The sequence below is a fragment of the Inquilinus sp. OTU3971 genome (assembly GCF_038440215.1).
The window spans coordinates 1-19573 of record NZ_JASATH010000159.1 but is presented as its reverse complement, the minus strand read 5'-3'; the positions used below and the strand labels follow the sequence as shown (position 1 = coordinate 19573).

General features: G+C 67.6%; 14 protein-coding genes. 7 read left to right on the top strand and 7 right to left on the bottom strand.

Going from position 1 to position 19573, the window contains the following annotated elements:
• The first annotated feature begins 234 nt into the window (after positions 1–234).
• The gene (gene glgA, locus AAHM41_RS30060; RefSeq protein ID WP_342240306.1) at positions 235–1689 is read left to right on the top strand and encodes a glycogen synthase GlgA; all 1455 of its coding nucleotides are present in this window, start codon (positions 235–237) and stop codon (positions 1687–1689) included.
• Positions 1686–2456 carry an alpha/beta hydrolase gene (locus tag AAHM41_RS30055; protein ID WP_342240305.1) on the top strand — a complete coding sequence of 257 codons (771 nt, stop codon included), beginning with the start codon at positions 1686–1688 and terminating at the stop codon, positions 2454–2456. The genes glgA and AAHM41_RS30055 overlap by 4 nt, the downstream gene beginning before the upstream one ends.
• 74 nt (positions 2457–2530) lie before the next feature.
• Here the strand turns inward: AAHM41_RS30055 and AAHM41_RS30050 are convergent, their stop codons facing one another.
• From AAHM41_RS30050 to AAHM41_RS30040, 3 genes are all read right to left on the bottom strand, one after another.
• The gene (locus AAHM41_RS30050; protein WP_342240304.1) at positions 2531–4231 is read right to left on the bottom strand and encodes a sulfatase-like hydrolase/transferase; all 1701 of its coding nucleotides are present in this window, start codon (positions 4229–4231) and stop codon (positions 2531–2533) included.
• Between the two features lie 70 nt (positions 4232–4301).
• Complete coding sequence (locus AAHM41_RS30045; RefSeq protein WP_342240303.1) at positions 4302–7058, bottom strand: ATP-dependent DNA helicase; 2757 nt, start codon at positions 7056–7058, stop codon at positions 4302–4304.
• Positions 7059–7220: 162 nt separating this feature from the next.
• The gene (locus AAHM41_RS30040; protein ID WP_342240302.1) at positions 7221–8117 is read right to left on the bottom strand and encodes a fructose bisphosphate aldolase; all 897 of its coding nucleotides are present in this window, start codon (positions 8115–8117) and stop codon (positions 7221–7223) included.
• A gap of 218 nt (positions 8118–8335) precedes the next feature.
• Between AAHM41_RS30040 and AAHM41_RS30035 the strand changes: the two genes are divergently transcribed.
• Positions 8336–9949: an ABC transporter substrate-binding protein gene (locus tag AAHM41_RS30035; protein WP_342240301.1), complete on the top strand. Its 1614-nt coding sequence runs from the start codon at positions 8336–8338 to the stop codon at positions 9947–9949.
• A 197-nt stretch (positions 9950–10146) separates the two neighbouring features.
• On the top strand, positions 10147–10323 hold the full coding sequence (locus AAHM41_RS30030) for a hypothetical protein (protein WP_342240300.1): 177 nt from the start codon (positions 10147–10149) through the stop codon (positions 10321–10323).
• A gap of 61 nt (positions 10324–10384) precedes the next feature.
• On the opposite strand, the gene AAHM41_RS30025 is transcribed toward AAHM41_RS30030, so the two are convergent.
• The 3 genes from AAHM41_RS30025 to AAHM41_RS30015 are packed head-to-tail and all read right to left on the bottom strand — an operon-like array spanning position 10385 to position 15815.
• Entirely contained in the window at positions 10385–13045 is a 2661-nt protein-coding gene (locus tag AAHM41_RS30025) for a DEAD/DEAH box helicase (RefSeq protein ID WP_342240299.1), read from the bottom strand.
• Positions 13042–14094 (bottom strand): virulence RhuM family protein, encoded by a 1053-nt coding sequence (locus AAHM41_RS30020; RefSeq protein ID WP_342240298.1) that lies wholly within the window; start codon positions 14092–14094, stop codon positions 13042–13044. The genes AAHM41_RS30025 and AAHM41_RS30020 overlap by 4 nt, the downstream gene beginning before the upstream one ends.
• 2 nt (positions 14095–14096) lie before the next feature.
• Positions 14097–15815 (bottom strand): site-specific DNA-methyltransferase, encoded by a 1719-nt coding sequence (locus AAHM41_RS30015; protein ID WP_342240297.1) that lies wholly within the window; start codon positions 15813–15815, stop codon positions 14097–14099.
• Between the two features lie 463 nt (positions 15816–16278).
• Here AAHM41_RS30015 and AAHM41_RS30010 point away from each other — a divergent pair, with 463 nt between their 5' ends.
• A complete protein-coding gene (locus AAHM41_RS30010) occupies positions 16279–16704 on the top strand; it encodes a YybH family protein (protein ID WP_342240296.1) in 426 nt (141 codons plus the stop codon).
• A gap of 54 nt (positions 16705–16758) precedes the next feature.
• On the opposite strand, the gene AAHM41_RS30005 is transcribed toward AAHM41_RS30010, so the two are convergent.
• Positions 16759–17019 carry a hypothetical protein gene (locus AAHM41_RS30005; RefSeq protein ID WP_342240295.1) on the bottom strand — a complete coding sequence of 87 codons (261 nt, stop codon included), beginning with the start codon at positions 17017–17019 and terminating at the stop codon, positions 16759–16761.
• A 73-nt stretch (positions 17020–17092) separates the two neighbouring features.
• On the opposite strand from AAHM41_RS30005, the gene AAHM41_RS30000 reads away from it, so the two are divergent.
• Both AAHM41_RS30000 and AAHM41_RS29995 read left to right on the top strand, forming a co-directional pair.
• Positions 17093–17917: an IS5 family transposase gene (locus tag AAHM41_RS30000; protein ID WP_342240294.1), complete on the top strand. Its 825-nt coding sequence runs from the start codon at positions 17093–17095 to the stop codon at positions 17915–17917.
• 398 nt (positions 17918–18315) lie between these two features.
• Positions 18316–19461, top strand: coding sequence for a trypsin-like peptidase domain-containing protein (locus AAHM41_RS29995; RefSeq protein WP_342240293.1), 1146 nt, complete (start codon positions 18316–18318; stop codon positions 19459–19461).
• Positions 19462–19573 lie beyond the last annotated feature (112 nt).

Below are 19573 nucleotides of genomic sequence, written 5' to 3'. Positions count from 1 at the left end.
GGGGGCCCCCCCCCCCCCCCCCCCCCCCCCCTTTCCCCCCCCCCCCCCGGGGGGGGGGGGGGGGCAGGGGGAGGGGGCTGCGCGCGTCCGCGCGCGAACGGGCATATCGCCTGTCCGGCATGCAGACCGGCTCCGGTGGAGACAACCCCCTCCCCCTAGCCCCCTCCCGCGAGGGGAGGGGGGACTCGTTGAGTTTGGCGGCGCGTCGTCGGCGCGTCCGGGAGTCTCGTTCCGATGAACGTCCTGCATGCGGTGTCGGAGATCTATCCGCTGGTCAAGACCGGCGGCCTGGCCGATGTCGCCGGGGCGCTGCCGCCGGCGCTGGCGGCGGCCGGGGTCGCCGCCCGAATCCTGGTCCCGGCCTATCCCGCGGTGCTGCAGGCGATGCGCCGGCCGGAGGTGGTGCTGGAGGATGCGGCCCTGTTCGGTGGCGGCCCGGCGCAGCTGATGCTGGCCCAGCTCGACGGCATTGCCGTCCCGGCCTATGTGCTCGACTGCCCCGGCCTGTTCGCCCGGCCCGGCAACCCCTATCTCGGCCCCGACCGGCAGGACTGGCCGGACAACCACCGCCGCTTCGCCGCGCTCGGCTGGGCCGCGGCCCGACTCGGCCTCGGCGCCGATCCGCTCTGGCGGCCCGACATCGTGCACGGCCATGACTGGCAGGCCGGCCTCGCCCCGGCCTATCTCTCGCTCTGGGCCGGCGGCGCGCGCCCACGCACCGTGACGACCATCCACAATATCGGCTTCCCCGGCTGGTTCCCGGCCGCGACGGCGGCGGAGCTCGGCCTGCCGCCTGGCAGCCTGTCGATCGACGGGCTGGAGTATTTCGGCGGCGTCGGCTTCCTCAAGGCCGGGCTCCACTACGCCGACCGCATCACCACGGTCAGCCGAACCTATGCGCAGGAGATCCAGACGCCGGAATACGGCTACGCCCTGTCCGGCCTGCTGGCCGCCCGCGCGTCCGACCTGGTCGGCATCGTCAACGGCGCCGATTACGGCGTCTGGGATCCGGCAACCGACCCGCACCTGCCGGCGTCCTACGGGCCGGACGACCTGTCCGGCAAGGCGCTGTCGAAGGCGGCGCTGCTGCGCGAGTTCGGCCTGCCGGACGACGACGGGTCGCCGCTCTTCGCCATGGTCAGCCGGCTGACGGGGCAGAAGGGTTGCGACCTGCTGCTCGACGCCGTCCCGGCGCTGATCGCGGGCGGCGGAAGGCTGGTGCTGCTCGGCTCCGGCGACGCCGAGCTCGAGGCCGGCTTCCAGTCCGCCGCGGCCGTGCATCCCGACCGGATCGCCGTCCGCATCGGCTATGACGAGGCGCTGTCGCATCTGCTGCAGGCCGGCGCCGACGTGCTGCTGGTGCCGTCGCGCACCGAGCCCTGCGGCCTGACCCAGATGTACGCGCTGCGCTACGGCACCTTGCCGCTGGTGCGCCGCACCGGCGGGCTGGCCGACACCGTGGTCAATGCCAGCCACGACGCCATCGTCGAGGACCGCGCCACCGGCTTCAGCTTCGACGACCCGACCGCCCCGGCCCTGGCCGGCACCATCAGCTGGGTCTGCGGCCTGTGGCGCGACCGGGCGCTGTGGGCGCAGCTGCAGCGCCGCGCCATGGCCCAGGATTTCAGCTGGGACCGCGCGGCGGTCGAATACGTCGCCCTCTACCGCGACCTGCTGGCGACGCCATGACCGAGGAAACCGGAACCATCCCGGCGGCCGACGGCACGCCGGTCGCCTGGCGCCGCCGTGCCGGCACGGGCGACGACCGGCCCGGCCTGGTGTTCTGCGGCGGCTTCCGCTCCTCGATGGCGGGAGAGAAGGCGGGCTTCCTCGACGGTTTCGCCGCCGACCGCGGCCTCGATTTTCTGCGCTTCGACTATCGCGGCCACGGCGTCTCGGGCGGCGCGTTCACCGACCTCACGCTCGGCGACTGGATCGCCGACGCGCTGCTGGTGCTGGACCGGCTGACCGAGGGGCCGCAGATCCTGGTCGGCTCGTCGATGGGCGCCTGGGTTGCTGTCTGCGCCGCGCTCGCCCGGCCAGGCCGGGTGGCGGGGCTTGTCGGGATCGCCGCCGCGCTGGACTTCACCGAGGATCTGATGCTGCCGGCCCTGGGCGAGATGGGGCGGGCCCGGATGCGCCGCGACGGCTTCATCGACCGCCCCTCGGCCTATGGCGACGGCCCCTACCGCATTACCTGGCGGCTGATCCAGGAGGCGCGCTCGCATCTCCTGCTGCGCGGCCCGGTGCCCTTCGCCGGCCCGGTGCGCCTGCTGCACGGCATGGCCGACCCCGACGTGCCCTGGCGCCAGAGCCTGCGCCTGGCCGAGGCCCTGTCCGGCCCCGATGTCCGCCTGACCCTGGTCAAGGACGGCGACCACCGCCTGTCCCGCCCGCAGGACCTGGCGCTGCTGGGGCAGGCGGTGGCGGAGGTCGTCGGAAGCACGGAATCATAGGTTGGGTTGAGCGAAGCTTAACAGCCCATGCCGTCGGGTTCGCGTGCCGCCAACCCAACCTGCGCTGCATGAACTCACCCTGGCACCAGGCTCCGCGCCGCGGCGATCCAGTCGTCGAGCTCCGGCTCCGCCGCCGGCACCAGCCCGGCCAGGGCCCGGCGGCCTTCCGCGGTCGCGGTGCGGGCCAGCAGAGTCTCGGCGTCCGGCACCCCGACATAGCTCAGGTCCCGGGCCCGGGCCGCGGTGATGCCGGGAACCCGGCCGATGGCGACAGGCCCGGCGGCCTTTGAGCCCGGCGGCCCGCCGCGGCTGGCGGATGTCGCCCGGGGCGGCCAGTGCGCAGGGTACCAGGCCGGGGCCGTGCCCGCCGCCGTCATCAGCGCCTGCAGCGCGTTGTCCAGCACGGTCTGCTGCGGGTGTCCCTGGCCGGCGATGTTGCGCCGTTCGCCGGGATCGGCCGCCAGGTCGTACATCTCCCAATCCGCGTCGGAATAGCCGCTGTCGGCGCTGGTCACCGACTGCAGATAGACCGAATAGACCCAGTCCTTCGACCGGATCGTCCGGATCACGCTGGGGCTGGTCCCGTCGTTCAGGTCGTCATAGGTGAAGTGGACATGGTCCTGGCCGGGCGCCGAAGGGTCGTCCAGCACGCGGCTCAGATCATGGCCGACGAAGCGGCCGGTGAAGTCGCCGGCCACGCCGAGCAGGCTGGCCAGCGTGGGCGCCAGGTCGACCGTGCTGGCCAGCGCCCCGGTGGTCTGCGGCCCGGGCCAGGCGACCGGGTTCGAGAACACCAGCGGCACATGGGTGCACTGGCCGTAGGCGTTGACGAACTTCTCGACCAGCCCGTGCGACAGCGCCATCTCGCCATGATCGGCGAAGCGGATGATCAGCGTGCCCTGAAGCTGGTCCTGGCCCATCCCCGCCAGGATCGTGCCGATCTGGCCGTCCACATACTGCATCAGATAGGCATAGAAGTTCGCCAGGTCCTGCGGCGTCGCCGCCTTCGCGGCCTGCGAATCCCAGGAGTAATAGCTCTGGCCGCGCGGCATCGCGGCCGGGCTCTCGTCGATGTCGTCGGGCAGCGGCACGTCCAGCGACTGGTATTCGGCGGTGTCGTAGAAGGTGCCGTCCTGGGCCATGTAGGCCAGGTGCACGTCATGCGGGTTCACCAGCGAGACCACCAGGCACCAGGGCTCGTCCGGCGGGTTCGCCAGGAAGGCCTGGGCGTTTCCGACATAGCGCTGGTCGTTCTGGTTCTGGGTCGTCGGCCCCTGCGTGCCGCCGCCGAGCGTCGTGGTCGACAGGTTCAGCCCCGCATCCGGCGGGTCCCAGGTGATGTCGGCGCCGGCGACGCTGTAGGGCTGGAAACCCCATTGCGACAGCGTGCCGTCGGTGGCGCCGGCCTCGTTATGGCCGAGAAGGTGCCATTTGCCGATCCAGTAGCAGCCATACCCGGCCTGCCCCAGCACGGTGGCGAGGTTCGGCCGGATGTCCGGCAGCGGCAGGGTCGAGCTGCCGGTCGTGGTGCAGCCGGTGACGATCGGATACTGGCTGGTCAGGAAGGTGGCGCGGCTCGGCGCGCACATGCAGGCGCCGGTATAGGCGTGCTCGAAGCTCAGGCCGTTGGCCGCCAGCGCCTGCATCGCCTTGAGCTTGCCGGCCAGGGTGGCGCGGTAGCTTTCCGGCCATTCCGACAGGGCGCGCTCCTGGTCGGTGATCAGGATCAGGATGTTCGGCTTCTTGCCATCCGCAAACAGATCGCTGATAGGCACGATGTCGCCTCCGCGCTTGAGGGGAACCGGGCACGACGTGCAGGGGATCTGGACTGGTGTGCTGATGGTCCTACGCTTCGGCGCCGGGCGCCAGGAATTCCTTCGTGATCGCCACGGCCTCGGCCAGGCCGATGCGCTGGACCTCGACGCCGGGCGGGAAGGCGGTGCACAGGCGGGTCGGCATCATCGGGTCCAGCAGCACGAAGACGCCGCGGTCGTCGGCCCTTCGCACCAGCCGGCCGAAGGCCTGCTTCAGCCGGAACCGGGTCTGCATGTCGGTCCAGCGCTGCTTGCCGAAATGGCCGCCGCGGGCGCGCGACAGGATGTCGGGGCGCGGCCAGGGCACCCGGTCGAACACCATCAGCCGCAGCGCCCGGCCCGGCACGTCGACGCCGTCGCGCACCGCATCGGTGCCCAGCAGGCAGGCGTCGGTCTCGCCGCGGAAGATGTCGACCAGCGTGCCGACATCCATGCCGTCGAGATGCTGGGCGTAGAGCGGCAGCCCCGCCGCCTGCAGCGCCGGGGCGATGGCGTGGTGCACCGCGCGCAGCCGGGTCACGGCGGTGAACAGGCCCAGCGCGCCCCCGCCCGCCGCCAGGAACAGCTCGCGATACGCGGCGCCGACCTGCTCCAGGTCGTCCTTGCGCACGTCGCGCACGATCAGCACCCGGGTCAGCGCCGGATAGTCGAAGGGCGAGGCCACCTGGGCGCGGATCGCCGGCCGCGGCAGATGGCCGGCGCCGGTGCGGTCCTCCGCCGCCCGCCAGTCGTCGGGGTCGTCGCCGGCGCCGTCGGTCAGGGTGGCCGAGGTGACGACGACGCCATGCGCCTGCCGCACCAGCGCGTCGACGAAGGGCCGGGTCGGGTCGACGTAATGGCGGTAGAAGCCGAAATCGAGCTCGCGCCCCTCCACCCGCTCGATCCCGAACCAGTCGACCAGCCAGGGCGGCGTCGGCTCGCTCAGGGATTTCAGCATGCCGCGCCAGCCGCCGATCTCCATCTTCGCGCGCCGGTCCAGCGACCGGGCGGCGGCGTCCAGACGCTGGCGCTGGTTCGGGTCCAGCGACCCGGCCTCCTCGTCGAGCCGGTCGCGGAACGCCTTGGCCAGCGCCTGCAGCGGCGCCTGCAGTTCGGCCAGGGCGGCGTCCAGCGCCAGGGCGGCGTCGACCAGCCCCTCCACCGGGTCGGTGGTGTCGCATTCCAGGCTGTAGGGTCCGTCGGCGCCCTGGGCCCGGGCATAGACCTGAGTGCGGGTCAGCGCCAGGAAGCGCTCGGCCGGGCCACGCGGGTCGTCGCCATGGATGCGCCGGCCCCAGCCCGGCCCGGGCAGGGCGCGGGCGGCGCGCTCGATGTCGTCGACCGTCGCCAGCGCCTCCTCGCCCGGCAGCAAATCCTCGACCCGGCGCTTCAGCCCGCGGCCGCGGCTGGCCCGGCGCCCGCCCTCCTCATGGCCCAGCAGCCAGCGGCGCAGGTCGGTGGCTTCGAGACCGGTCAGGTGCCCGGCGAAGGCGGAATCCGCGGCCTCGAACAGATGGTGCCCCTCGTCGAAGACGAAGCGGCTGGGCGCGTCGCGGTCGTCCACCGCGCCCAGCGCCGCCTGGATCATCACCAGCGCATGGTTGGCGATGACGATCTGCGCCTTGCGCGCCCGGCGGATGCCGCGCTCGATGAAGCAGCGGCTGTAATGCGGGCAGCCGGAATGGATGCATTCGCCGCGCCGGTCGGCCAGGGCGACGCTGTTCGGCCGGCCGATGATGTCGGCCAGCCAGCCGGGGAAGTCGCCGCCGGTCAGGTCGCCGTCGCGCGTCGCCGCGGCCCAGCGCGCCATCAGGCCCAAGGGCACCGCGTCGCGCGGGTTCAGCGCCAGGCCGCGCACCGCATCCTCATAGTTCAGCAGGCATAGATAGTTCTCGCGCCCCTTGCGCAGCACCACCTGGCGGGCCTTGAGCACCGGGTCCGGGAACAGCCGGTCCATCTCGCCGTCGATCTGGTGCTGCAGGTTGCGGGTGTAGGTCGACACCCAGACCGGCGCGCCGTTCTTCTGCGCCCAGACCGTTGCGGGGGCGAGGTAGCCGAGGGTCTTGCCGGTGCCGGTGCCGGCCTGGGCCAGCACCACGGTCGGGTCGTCCGGCGCCGGCCGCGGGGCGAAGGCGGCGCTGACGGCGCCGGCATAGTCGCCCTGCTGCGGCCGCGGCTCGGCGCCCTCGCCCAGCATCTGCGCCAGCCGGGCGCGGGCCTCGCGCGGCTCGACCCCGTGCTGCGACGGCGGCGGGTTCGGCGGCTCGGCCTCCCATTCCGGCAGATGCGCCCAGATCTGGTAGGCGCCGCGCTTGCAATGGTCCTCGACCGGCGCGCGGAGGCCCAGCGCCCGCAGCACGAAGGGCGCCCAGGGCCAGCCGGCCTCGCCCATCCGGGTGGCCAGCGCCGCCGGGTCGCTGCGCTCGTCGGCCGCCGGGACGGACAGGCCGCGCAGCAGCGTCTCGGCCAGGCGGGGCAGGGTGATCGCCGCGTCCTCCAGGCTCGCCGGCACCGGCAGGCCCAGCGCCGCGGCCAGGCCGCGCGGGGTCGGCGCCGAGAACAGGCCAGGCCGGGCGAAGGCGAACAGCTCCAGCAGGTCGAAGGCGCCCATCACCTCCAGCCCGCAGCGCCGCCCGACCGCCTTGGCATGGCACAGCAGCAGCGGCGGCCCGTCGATCCGCCGGCGCAGCGCCGCCGCGTCCAGCGTCATCAGCTCGCCGTCGCCGGTCAGCAGCACGCCGCCCTCCGGCGCCAGCACCAGCGGCTCGGCATCCGGCAGCGACAGGATCGGGGCGGGCGGGGCGATCATGCGCGCACTATAGGGGCGCGCCGCGCCGGCACCAGCCCCGACCGCATTCCGCGATCACGAATTGTTCTGGGCATGTGACGGGCGGCGCCGCAACCTATTGAGTCCCCCCTCCCGCAAGGGGAGGGGGGACTAAAAAAGAAGCGGGAGAGGCAACACGCAGCCTCAGCCCTGCGCGACAGACGCCGCGTAGATCTCGTCCACCGCCTTCCCCAACGCCGCGTTGAACTCGGCGTCGCTCATGTCGCGCTTCAGTTCCTCGACCAGGGCGCGCGAGAAGCTGGCGATCATGCCGGGGTTGGCGGCGAGGCGGCGGCAGGCGTCGGCGCGGGTGTAGCCGCCGGACAGGGCCACCACCCGGGCCACGCCCTTATGCGCGATCAGCTCGGCATAGAAGCCCGGCTCCTCCGGGATGGTCAGCTTCAGCATCACCTGCTGCCCGGCCGGCAGCTTGTCCAGCCCCTTCAGGATCTCGGCCCGCAGGATCCGCTCGGCCCCGGCCTTGTCGGGGCTCTTGATCAGCACCTCCGGCTCCAGGATCGGCATCAGCCCATGGGCGGAGATCTGCGCCCCCAGCTCAAACTGCTGCGCCACCAGCGCGGCGATGCCGCCCGGCGACGCCAGGTTGGCGACCGACCGCGCCTTGGTGCCGTAGACGCCCAGCCCCCGGGCCCGCTCCAGCAGCGCATCCAGCCCCGGGATCGGCTTCATCAGGCTGACGCCGCCGGCCTCGGGGTGCAGCCCCTTGTCGACCTTCAGGAACGGCACCACGCCGCGCTCCCGCCACAGGAAGGTCGGCACCGGCTTGCCCTCGGCCTGCCCGTCCATGGTCTTCTCGAACAGGATCGCGCCGATCACCTTGTCGCCGGTGAAGGCCGGCGCGGTCATGATCCGCACCCGCATCTCATGCATCAGCCGGAACATCTCGTCGTCGCCGCCATAGGCGCTGTCCGGGATGCCGTACAGCCGCAGCGCGCCGGGGGTCGACCCGCCGCTCTGGTCCAGCGCGGCGATGAAGCCCGGCTTCTCCGACATCTGCGCCGCCATCGCGTCCTGGGTCATCGCTGGTCCTCCTGGTTCCGGCCCGGGCGGGAGGCAGCGCCTCGACCGCCGGCCTGTGGGGTGGCCCCCGTTGTGGCATGGCGGCGGCGGCCGGCGCAATCCTCGCCAGGCCTGCCGGATGCAGAATTTCCCGGAATTTAGTGTGTATTCAACCGATTGCACCTTGCCGCCCCCCGCCGCTCGGCTAGACTGGACCGACTCTTCCCCCGAGGTCCGCCATGCCCGCCCGCCTGCCGCTGTCCCGTCGTGCCCTCCTGTCCGGCGTCGGCGCCACCGCGGTCCTCTCGGCGATACGGCCCCGCGGCGCCTGGGCCCAGACCCCGGTGAAGGGCGGCACCCTGACCGTCGCCGCGGACACCGAGCCGCGCAACCTGAACCCGGCGCTGGTCGCCTCCAACGGCGTCTTCTACGTCGCCAGCAAGGTGGTCGAGCCGCTGGCCGAGATGGCCACCGACGGCAAGCTGACCCCGCTCCTGGCCACCGCCTGGCAGGGCAGCGCCGACGGGAAGTCCGTCACCTTCACCCTGCGCGACGGCGTCACCTGGCATGACGGCAAGCCCTTCACCTCGGCCGACGTCGCCTTCTCCGCGACGGAGCTGTGGAGCAAGCGGCAGAATCTCGGCCGGGTGGTGTTCAAGGGCCTCGAAGGGGTGGACACGCCGGACGACCGCACCGCCGTGCTCCGCTTCGCCACGCCGATCCCGCTGCAGCTGGTCGAGAACGCGCTGCCCGCCCTCACCGCCGTGGTGCCGAAGCACCTCTACGAGGGCGTCGACATCGACACCAACCCGCACAACCAGCAGCTGGTCGGCACCGGCCCGTTCCGCTTCGGCGAGCACAAGCCGGGCGAATACTACCTGCTGGAGCGGAACCCGAGCTACTGGGGCCAGGGCGGCCTGCCGTATCTCGACCGCATCGTCTACCGCGTGCTGCCGGACCGCGGCGCCGTCGTGGCGGCGCATGAGGCGGGGGAGATCCAGCTCTCCGCCTTCTCCGCCGTGCCGCTGGAGGAGCTGGAGCGGCTGAAGGGCCTGCCGGAGCTGGCGGTGGTGCGCAAGGGCTATGAGGGCATCACCTACCAGCTGACGGTCGAGCTCAACCACCGCCGGAAAGAGCTGCAGGACGTCCGCGTGCGCCGCGCCATCGCCCATGCGATCGACCGGGACTATGTGGTCGGCACCATCTTCCGGGGCTATGCGGCGGCGGCCACCGGCCCGGTGCCGAAGACGGGCGTGCCCTTCTATACGCCGGATGTCCCCACATATCCGTTCGACCCGAAGAAGGCCGAGGCCCTGCTGGACGAGGCCGGCTATCCCCGGAAGGACGGCGCCACCCGCTTCGCCCTGCGCCTGCTGCCGGCGCCATGGTTCGAGCAGACCCGCCAGATGGGCGACTATCTGCGCCAGGCGCTGCAGGCGGTGGGCATCGACGCGACGCTGGTGACCAACGACGCGGCCGGCCACACCAAGGCGGTCTACACCGACCACGCCTTCGACCTGGCGATCGGCTCGCCGGTCTACCGCAACGACCCGGCGATCTCGACCACCATCCTCTACCGCGGCGGCCTGCCGGCCGGCGTGCCGTTCTCGAACCAGTACGGCTATGACGACCCGGCGATGAACGACCTGATCGACCGGGCGGCGGTGGAGCTCGACCGGGGCAAGCGCATCGACCTGTACCAGCAGTTCCAGCAGCGCGCCGCCGACCAGCTGCCGCTGATCGTGGCGGCGGAGTTCACCTTCATCACCGTCGCCAGCCGCCGGCTGCACAACATCGCGACCAATCCGCGATGGGCGACGTCGTCCTGGGCGGATACGTGGCTGGAGGGGTGAGGGGCGGTTCTCGGCGGCCTCCCCCTCGTCATCGCGAGCCCCGCAGGGGCGTGGCGATCCAGTGGCGGCGAGGTTGATCACCGCCTAATGTAGTATTCTGCGTCGGACGGAGGCGCCGCATGACGATCACCACCCTCTCCAGCCGCGAATTCAACTAGGGCATCAGCCGGGCCAAGACGCTCGCCGGCAGTGGTCCGGTGTTCATCACCGACCGCGGCCGGCCCGCCTATGTGCTGCTGACGATCGAAGACTACGGCGAGCTGACCGGCAGCAAACGCAGCATCGTCGAGATGTTGGCGATGCCAAGCCAGGAGGACATCGAGTTCGAGCCGCCGCGCCTGGCTGATCTGCCTCGGCCGGCTGATCTGTCCTGATGGTCCTGCTGGACACGAATGTCGTCTCCGGATTGTGGCAGGCACCGAGCAGGACTCGTAATCATGTCCCTTCTCCTCGAATCGCCCGATCGATTCGGCTGAACTCCTTGTTCTCGATCATCAGGAACAGGCACTTGCCGTTCGATCGATCCGCCCATAGCTCACCGACAAGCCGCTTCTCTTTGGACTCGTCCGTGGTGGCGAGATGCTCACCCTTGTATTCGACGACGAGCACCCGACCATCATTCAGCAGCGCGACGAAATCTGGATAGAACTTGTCGGACGACGTTTGCAGCCAGAACGAATGCGGCTGGCGCGAGGTGTTGCGGATCCACGCCTTCACATCCTTGCAGCGCTCCAGATAGACGGCGCATTCATATTCCTCGCCGCCCGTTTCCAGGTCGCCGACAACGCGGAACAGGTGCTTTTTGAAGTCCGTTCCACCCTTGTACGGCTGGTTGTAGGCGTAGCGGCTTTCATCGAAGACGAGCTCGATGTCCGAACTCGTCTCGAATTCGAGCCCGCTTTGCGGAATCAGGACGCGCTCGAAAGCGGTGGCTTCGCGTATATCGCGGTGCCTGGCGATCACCTTCACGAGCGCTTCGACGAGACGGAACTTGGCCCTTGCGAAGCCGTCGATGCCGAGGCCCATTTCGGCATCGACCGCGTCCAGCGCCTTGGAGATGAACAGCGTGGACGATACGCGGGTGATGTCGCGGCGCGCTGACGCGGGCAATCGCCGGTCCAGCCAATTGACCAGCGCGTTCTTGGTCCAGCCCTTTTCTTGCAATGCAAGGGCGAGCTGTTCGTGCAGGTCAGTCACGAAGGCGATCGTGACCTGCCCGCCCGCATCTACGTCGACGCGGGCTTCGTCGGCGGCCGGCTTGGGCTGCACGAAATGATCGAGGATCGGCGTCGGATCACTCTCTTCCAGCTTCCACGGTGTATCGAGGAAGTGTGCGCGATCAAAAAGCTGAAGCCCGCCGGCCGAGCGAACGCCAAGGCGGGGCACCGCGAAGCGGAGGGACTTCCAGGTCTCGTCCGCCGGTTTCAGCCGCGCGCCACGTGACTTGTGCACGAGCGCTTCGACTGCTGTTGCCGCGGTCGTCGGCATCGCCAGCAGCATCGAGGTACGATCGTAATCGGTGAGCGCTCCGCGAGCCCGGATGACGCCTCTGGCGACATCGACCTCGACGCGCCCGCCCGTCGCGCCTTCCACATTGGCCTTGAAGGCCTCCGCGTCCGTTCCTTCCGGAATCGGTTCTTCGTAGACAAAGGCTACGCCGCCCTCTTCCAGGCCCCGGATTGCTTCCGGCGTGGCACGCACCAGCGCTTGGGCCTCAACGCGTTCGAAACCGTTGTTCACGAGCCCGTCGCGCAACGTGTTCGCGGCGTTCTGAAAGCTCGTGGTGGTGGCGAAGGCATAGGCCCGGTTCAATTCCTCCCGGCGCTTGCGCCTGGCGCGAGGCAAGCGAAGCACGCGGCCCAAAAGCTGTTCCACGGCACGGGGCGACTTCTGTTCCGCCACCGAACACAGCACATAGGCGAAGGAGCAATCCCAACCTTCGCGGAGCGCTTGCTGCGTGATGATGAACCGGATGCTGCAATCCCGATCGAACAGGTCGACGCCATCGATTTCCCGCGCATCGCCCGTGGCCAGCGCTATGTGGTCCTCCGGGACGCGGAAATCGTCGATGAGGAGCTTTTTCACCTCTTCCGCATGCAGCGTCGGCTTGTCCTTCGACTTCGGCTCCGCCTGCACGAGCATGACGGGGCGCACGAACTCGCCGGTTTCGGCCTCTTCCGCGCCGGCGAGGCACACGAGCTCGTCGAGCCACGCGATGGCGTCGCCGATCGTGTCTTTCGGGTCCGGACGACCCCGCAGGATTACCGGCAGCTTGATCATGTCCGCCGCCTTGAGCTCGGCGGCCGATACGTGGTGCAGCACGTTCGACGCATAGACGCCCTTGGTCGGATTGTGCTCCTCCGGGGTCACCGGCGTCGCGGTGAACTCGACAATGAGCGATGGGTTCAGACGGGCGAGTGTATCGAACGACAGATTCGTGCGCGCATTGTGGGCCTCATCCACGATCACCATCGGGCGATGGAGGCGCAGCACATTGGCCAGCGACGGCAGCGGATCGCCCGAAGGCCCGGTTTCGAGCCTGCCGCGCAACGCCTCTGCGACACCGCCGAAGTGGTCCATGAGTTCGCCATTCGGCTCGTAGACCTTGCGCCCCTCCGTCTCTTCGACGCGGAAGGCCTGAATGGTCGCGACGATCACCACCGCACCGCCGTCATAGTCGGCGCGCTTGGCATAGAGCGCGTCGGTGACGCCCATGATGCGGACATTCTCGCCGAAACGGTCGGCGAGCGCGCGGCGGTTGGGATGGGCGCGGTCTTGCAGGCTCGCAAGCGTCTGGTCGCGGATCGTCTGCGACGGCACGAGCCACAGCACCGTCGGTGTATCGGTGCGGAGAAAGCCGTCGGCTGCGATGCCCACGGAATGGGCCGCGAGAATGGTCTTGCCGCCGCCCGTGGGGATGCGCAGGCAGACATAGGGCAGGCCTGGCAGGTTCGGCGGCGGCGTGAAGGGTCGCTTGGTGACCGCGTAGAAGGCCGTGTCCGCGTCGTTCAGCTCCACCGTCTTTTCCAGAAAGCGGCGCAGGCTGGCGAGCGTCTGGACCTGATAGTCCTTCAGCGCGAAGAGGGGCAGGTTCATTCCTTGTCTCCCTTCGGCGCCTTGGCACGGCGGGCCTTGGCGATCATGCGCGTCGCCTCGCGCTCGAAATCGCTTTCAAAGGCGCGGTCCTGCACCATCCGAAAGATCTCGTATTCCTTTTCGGCCAAGGCCTTGGCGACTGCGTGCGAGACCTTTCCAGCGTTCTTCAGAATGTCGTATTCATTGAACGTCAGGAATGCGTCCAGCTTCGCGACCCAATCCGTCATTTTCATCGGGATCTGCCGCGCTGCCTGGTTTTCGGCATAGTCCAGATACATTGAAACGACTCGTTCCAACGCCTTGATCTCGCTTTCGTTCATGTAGTTCTTGGCAACCGATACGTCGGATTTGAGGATTTTGCCGTCCGGCGCATTCTTCCACGTCTGCAGGCCCATATTGGGCTTCGATGCATCGGCGCGCCCCTTGATGATTTCGGCTGCGGTCTTGCCTGTGATCGCCCAATGCAGTTTGTTTTGCACAGTTTTAAAAAAAGCCTGTGTAACTTCGGCATCCCTGTTGTAGTCGATGCTGCATTGTTCGTAGATGTCGGTTATCTTCAGATAAAAGCGGCGCTCGCTTGCCCGTATCTCGCGAATGCGCTCGAGAAGCTCATCGAAATAGTCTTTGCCGAACCGCTTCGCCAGCTTCAGGCGCTCGTCATCCAAGGCGAATCCCTTGACGATGAATTCGCGCAGAACCGACGTCGCCCAGATCCGGAACTGCGTCGCCTGCCGGCTGTTGACGCGGTAGCCGACGGCGATTATGGCGTCCAGATTGTAGAACTCTACCTCGCGCGCAACCTCGCGCGATCCTTCCTTCTGAACCGTTAGAAATTTTCGAACAGTTCGATCTCGCTCCAGCTCGCCGGACTCGAACACCTCCTTGAGGTGATAGCTGATGGTCGGCACCGTGACTTCGAAAAGCTCGGCCATGCGCTTTTGCGTCAGCCAGAAGCTCTCCTCCTCGAACAGCACCTCGACGCGGATATCCCCCGCCGAGCCGGTGTAGAGCAGGATTTCCCCTTCTCGTGGCGCGGGCTTGTCCGCCATGGTCAGAGCCCCTCGATCTGATAGGGAATCTGCTTGAAGGTGACGCCGAGCCGCGAAAGCCTGTCGTCGGGCACCGTGCAGCCTTCGGCATAGACGACGCGCGCACCGTCTATGCCGGGTTCCGGCAGGGGCAGGCTGTCCAGCACCGATGCGGTCAGCACATTGCCGGCATTCGCGCTGGCGACGCCGATCGCTTCCGCGGAATGCAGCAGATAGATAGCCCGGCCCTGGAACGTGCCGATCAGCGGCGACGAACCGTCGGCGCGGCGCGGGATCGGCGAGCCCGTCTCGCAGAAGAAGACGTGCGCAGCGAGGTCCGGATAGGTGACGGTCGGGCCGACATTGCCATCCGCGTCGAACAGCGGCTCGCCCAGGGTGCAGAAGCGGAAACCTCCGCCAAGGCCGGAAATGTGGGTAACCCCGCCGTTTCGACTTGCCTTGCTATAGCCACTAACAGCTTTTTGAAGTCGCTTTGCGGTGATGTCTGACGCTATTGCGGCATCCATTTCCACCAGAACAAAGTTCCGTTGGGCAGCGTCCTTCATATTTTGTTCCAGCACAGCGTGCCCTGTTGTGCCCGATCCTGCGAAAGCATCAAGAATGATATCACCGCTGCCAGTGACGAAGGAAACTAGCTCCGATATAAGCTCAACTGGTTTCGGGTTGTTAAAGGTTCTCTTTGCATCAGGGAATATGGCACGAAGCTCGTTTGCGCCACGGCGTCCATCGAGTTCATAGATACTTGGTAGCTTGGATTTATATTCATCGATATATATTTTTATTTCGATAATTTTGTTTTCATCTTTTCCATATATAATCTTATCCCTTGCTTTGAGAGCCAGGTATGTTTCTTCTGGAAAGCGGTAGCCCATCAAGGGCATTTTACATGGGCGCAATGTGGCTGGGTGCGGAATGTCGTAGAAATATCCCTCCTTGCCTGGGTTGTGCACACTTCGGCTCCCAGTGAATACGCCGCCAAAATCAATCTGATCATACTCCTGGAATGGCCAAAGATGTGGCTTATTTTCGCGAAACCAAGCCGCGTATGCAGCCTCCAACATGTCTAAGCGATCTTTATGCTCTTCAATAAGCTTTGTTGCTGTCTCTTGGATGCGCTCACGGACCGGCGATGCTCCCGATTTCCATTCCTTTGCTATTTTTGATTTTTCTTTTGCAAAACAAACGATATACTCATGTTCTATCGAAATGTTTGTCGGATTATTGTCGGTTGCATTTTTCCAAATAATTGTTCCAACCCAATTTCTTCCATTAAAAATCTCTTCGCAAAGCGCAATCAGGGTATGAAGTTCATTGTCGTCGATACTAATAAATATTATGCCATCTTCAGTCAAAAACTCCTTCAGCAGGCGCAGGCGCGGATACATCATGCAAAGCCACTTGTCGTGGCGCGACAGGTCTTCGGCCTCCTTGCCCACGACGGAGCCGAGCCACGCCTTGATCTCCGGCGAACTTACATTGTCGTTGTAGACCCAGCCCTCGTTGCCGGTGTTGTAGGGGGGGTCGATATAGATGCATTTCACCTTGCCGGCGTAATAGGGAAGCAGTGCCTTCAAGGCTTCCAGATTGTCGCCCTGCACCAACAGGTTGCCTGCATCCGGATCGCCGACGCTCTTGTCCTTGTCGCAGTGGATCAGCCGATACGGCACGTCGCGATGATGGTTCACCACCGCTTTCTTGCCGATCCAATCGAGTGTGGGCATCCGCGTCCCTTGTTCAGAACCTGACCGAAAATGAGTCGAGTCATATCAGCGCCCAGGGATTCCGCCGATGTTGCGGAGCATCGGTAGGAATCGCGAGGCGGCTGACATCACCGGCGGCAACATGCCTGCGAAGGGCTGCGCCTGCCAAGCGGCTTGACGGATGCGCCCCATTGCCGTCCGGAAGGCAGTCCTCCGCGGACGGGTGAGCGCAATGTTCAGATCAGCGGTTTCGGGGCGCCGTCTGGCGCATGCGATTTTGAGCAGCCGTATCTCTGTTTGGGCCAAAGGCGAGAAGGCCGCAAAGACTGCAATGTCTTCACGGGGCGAGCCGTCCGCGCGCTCGTTGCCCAGGGCGCCTGTGCGCCTCCGCACATAGCGCCTGCAAAACCGCGGCCTCCCCTGCCGCGCAAGCACACCTCATCTCGGGTCCATCCCACGAACGAACCCCGAAGGAACCCGGACCATGGGCGCTCCCTCTCCCGATCTCTCCAACCTGTGGCTCGCGCGCGCCTTCAACGCGCAGGATGTCGAGGCGGCGGCCGCCCTCTACCATCCCGAGGCCTCGATCGTGCAGGTCGACGATGTCCATGGCGGCACCACGGTCGCGCGTGGCGCCGACGCGATCCGGGCGACCATGGCCGCCTATATCGACCTGCAGCCGCACATGGATGTCGTCACCCACCACGTCACCGTCGCCGGCGATTTCGCGATGACGCGCTCGCAGTGGCGGATCACCGGCCGGGGCCGGGACGGCCAGCCGGTCGAGGTCCACCATCACGGCATGGAGGTCCATCGCAGGGGCGAGGACGGCAGCTGGTACTTCTTCATCGACCACCCGTTTGGCGCCGACGCCGCCTGGGCGGTCGACCGCCCGCCGCGCACCGACTGACCGGCGCCGGGGCGGGGCGGCCTGTCCCGCGAAGGCCCGATCACGAGGAACGGCTCACTCCAGGCGCCGCCGCTCCCACGCGATCCAGTGGGTGCTGACCTTCCTGCCGAGCCATCCGCCTGCGATTCCGGCCGCTCCCAAGAGATACTCATAACGCACCTCCCCTCCTGCGATCAGTTGCACGAAGAAGACGGCACAAAAGAATGCGCCGACCCAGGTGATAACGATGGAGAGGTACCGCGTCCGCAGGGCGGCGCAGAGTGGAGGCGTTCTTTCGATGCCCGTGTGTCTCTTGTTGAAGAGGTAGATCGCCAAACCTCTGAGAGACCGTTTGGAAAATCGCCGCTCTGGGGTTCCGCTCGGCGGCGGGTTGTGATTCAAGCTGTGGATGTGGACGAAGCAGAGCCGGGGTCGGATGGCCCAGATCGCCAAGAAGACGAAGCGCTATCCGTCGGATCTGACGGACGAGGAGTGGGAGCGGATCGCGCCGTTGATGCCATCGCCCGGGCGACGGGGTCGCCCCCGGGAGGTGGATTTCCGTGAGATGATCAACGCGGTGCGCTATCTGGTGCGCTCGGGCTGCGGCTGGCGGATGCTGCCGATCCACTTCGGCCCCTGGCAGACCGTTTACGGCTGGTTCCGTGAGCTGGCGCGGCGGTTTCTGTTCCAGACCATCCACGACGTGGCGCTGATGGTCGACCGGGAGCGGGCCGGGCGCGAGGCCAGCCCGTCTGCGGCAGTGGTCGACAGCCAATCGGTCAAGGCGCCGCATGCCGAAACCAGAGGCTACGACGCGGGCAAGAAGATCGTCGGGCGCAAGCGCCACATCGCCGTCGACACCGACGGACGGCTGCTGATGGTCAATCTGACGACCGCCGACATCTCCGACAGCGCCGGAGCGCAGATGATCCTGGACGCGATCCGCAAGCGCTGGCCATGGGTGAAGCATCTGTTCGCCGACGGCGCCTATGACCGGCTCCAACTCATGGACAAGGCCGCCTACCTCGACTTCGTCGTCGAGATCATCCGCCGCTGCGACGGCCAACAGGGCTTCCAGGTCCTGCCGCGCCGCTGGGTGGTCGAAAGGACCTTCGGCTGGATGATCCGCTGGCGCCGTCTCGTGCGCGACTACGAGAAGCGCATCGGCGTCTCCCGCGCCATGATCCTCGTCGCCATGGGCGGCATCATGCTCCGCCGAAACGCCCATCCGTGAATTTCCAAACAGACTCTGATGGCGATGACGATGGCGAGCACGACAACGAAATGCATCACGCCTGCGGACATGAAACCCTCGAGCCACTGACAGCGGCAACGCACTTTCGCGGGGACTTGTCCCTGGCGTGACGCGAGCGAGGGCGCCGCTGCTCCTGCCGGTCAGCCAATTCACAGCGACTTATATCACATCCGCCGGCATCCGGTGATGCGCGGCCGGCACGATTCGGCCACGCCACCTCCGCTCCTCCGTTTCGTTCCGGAGGCAGTCCAGAGACACTAGGCGATGGATTGCGCCGATGTAATTCCGCCGCCAGAGCAGATTAATCGGCGCGATCTTATCTTCACCGGTACACGCCGAGCCATGCTCTCGGCGATCCGAGACTGGTGGAGTTGCAGATGAAATCCCCCCTCGATGCCGACGGCCGGCGCCCCGGCCTGCGCCGGATGGCGGCGGCGCTGCTGGTCGGCACGGCCCTGATCGGCGCGCCGGTCGGGGCGGTTCTGGCCTTCGGTGCCCCGGCCGTGGCGCAGAGCCAGCCGGCCCCCGTCGTCCCGGCCCCCCTCGTCACGGCGGCCTCCGGCTCCTTTGCCGGGCTGGTGCACCAGGTGATGCCGGGCGTCGTCAACGTCTCGATCACCGGCCATGAGGGGCCGGCCCGGATCGCCGATCGCGACGGCGGGCCGCGCGAGCGCGGCGGCCAGGCGATCCACGGTGCCGGCTCCGGCTTCATCATCGATCCGGCCGGCTACATCGTCACCAACAACCATGTGGTGAAGGACGCCGATGAGATCACGGTCACCCTCGATGACGGCACCGTGCTGCCGGCGAAGGTGGTCGGCACCGACCCGAAGACCGACCTCGCCCTGATCAAGGTCAAGGCCGACAAGACGCTGACTGCGGTCGAATGGGGCGACAGCGACGCCGCCCAGGTCGGCGACTGGGTGATGGCGGTCGGCAACCCCTACGGCCTCGGCGGCACCGTCACCGCCGGCATCGTCTCGGCCCGCGGCCGTGACATCAATTCCAACCCGCTGGAGGACTTCCTGCAGATCGACGCGCCGATCAACCCCGGCAACTCCGGCGGCCCCAGCTTCGACGCCGGCGGCAAGGTCATCGGCATCAACAGCGAGATCTATTCGCCCTCGGGCGGCTCGGTCGGCATCGGCTTCGCCATCCCGTCGAACCTGGCCAAGACCGTGATCGCCCAGCTGCGCGAGCATGGCAGCGTCCGGCGCGGCTGGCTCGGCGTGCAGATCCAGGCGCTGACGCCGGAGCTGGCCGAGGCGGCCGGCCTCGACTCGGCCCGCGGCGCCCTCGTCGCCGAGGTGCAGAAGAACAGCCCGGCGCTGAAGGCCGGCCTGCATCAGGGCGACGTGATCGTGTCCTTCGGCGGCAAGCCGGTGGCGCAGTCCAAGGACCTGCCGCGGCTGGTGGCGGAGACCGCGACCGGCACCACCGTCCCGGTCGGGGTGCTGCGCAACGGCAAGGCGCGGACCCTCTCGGTCGACATCGTCCTGCAGCCGAAGCAGGTGGAGAGCTGACCGTCCGGCGGGACGGCCGTCCGGTCGGCCGTCCCGCCCGAGGACAGCGGAGCCTCTGGACTTAACTTGCGAATCGTTCATGATACGTTCTATAGACGAGGCGCACTCCGAC

Excerpts from the sequence above, each read along its gene's own strand:
- glgA (WP_342240306.1), top strand. The coding sequence starts at position 235 with ATGAACGTCCTGCATGCGGTGTCGGAGATCTATCCGCTGGTCAAGACC.
- AAHM41_RS30055 (WP_342240305.1), top strand. The coding sequence starts at position 1,686 with ATGACCGAGGAAACCGGAACCATCCCGGCGGCCGACGGCACGCCGGTC.
- AAHM41_RS30045 (WP_342240303.1), bottom strand. The coding sequence starts at position 7,058 with ATGATCGCCCCGCCCGCCCCGATCCTGTCGCTGCCGGATGCCGAGCCG.
- AAHM41_RS30040 (WP_342240302.1), bottom strand. The coding sequence starts at position 8,117 with ATGACCCAGGACGCGATGGCGGCGCAGATGTCGGAGAAGCCGGGCTTC.
- AAHM41_RS30035 (WP_342240301.1), top strand. The coding sequence starts at position 8,336 with ATGCCCGCCCGCCTGCCGCTGTCCCGTCGTGCCCTCCTGTCCGGCGTC.
- AAHM41_RS30025 (WP_342240299.1), bottom strand. The coding sequence starts at position 13,045 with ATGAACCTGCCCCTCTTCGCGCTGAAGGACTATCAGGTCCAGACGCTC.
- AAHM41_RS30020 (WP_342240298.1), bottom strand. The coding sequence starts at position 14,094 with ATGGCGGACAAGCCCGCGCCACGAGAAGGGGAAATCCTGCTCTACACC.
- AAHM41_RS30015 (WP_342240297.1), bottom strand. The coding sequence starts at position 15,815 with ATGCCCACACTCGATTGGATCGGCAAGAAAGCGGTGGTGAACCATCAT.
- AAHM41_RS30010 (WP_342240296.1), top strand. The coding sequence starts at position 16,279 with ATGGGCGCTCCCTCTCCCGATCTCTCCAACCTGTGGCTCGCGCGCGCC.
- AAHM41_RS30000 (WP_342240294.1), top strand. The coding sequence starts at position 17,093 with ATGTGGACGAAGCAGAGCCGGGGTCGGATGGCCCAGATCGCCAAGAAG.
- AAHM41_RS29995 (WP_342240293.1), top strand. The coding sequence starts at position 18,316 with ATGAAATCCCCCCTCGATGCCGACGGCCGGCGCCCCGGCCTGCGCCGG.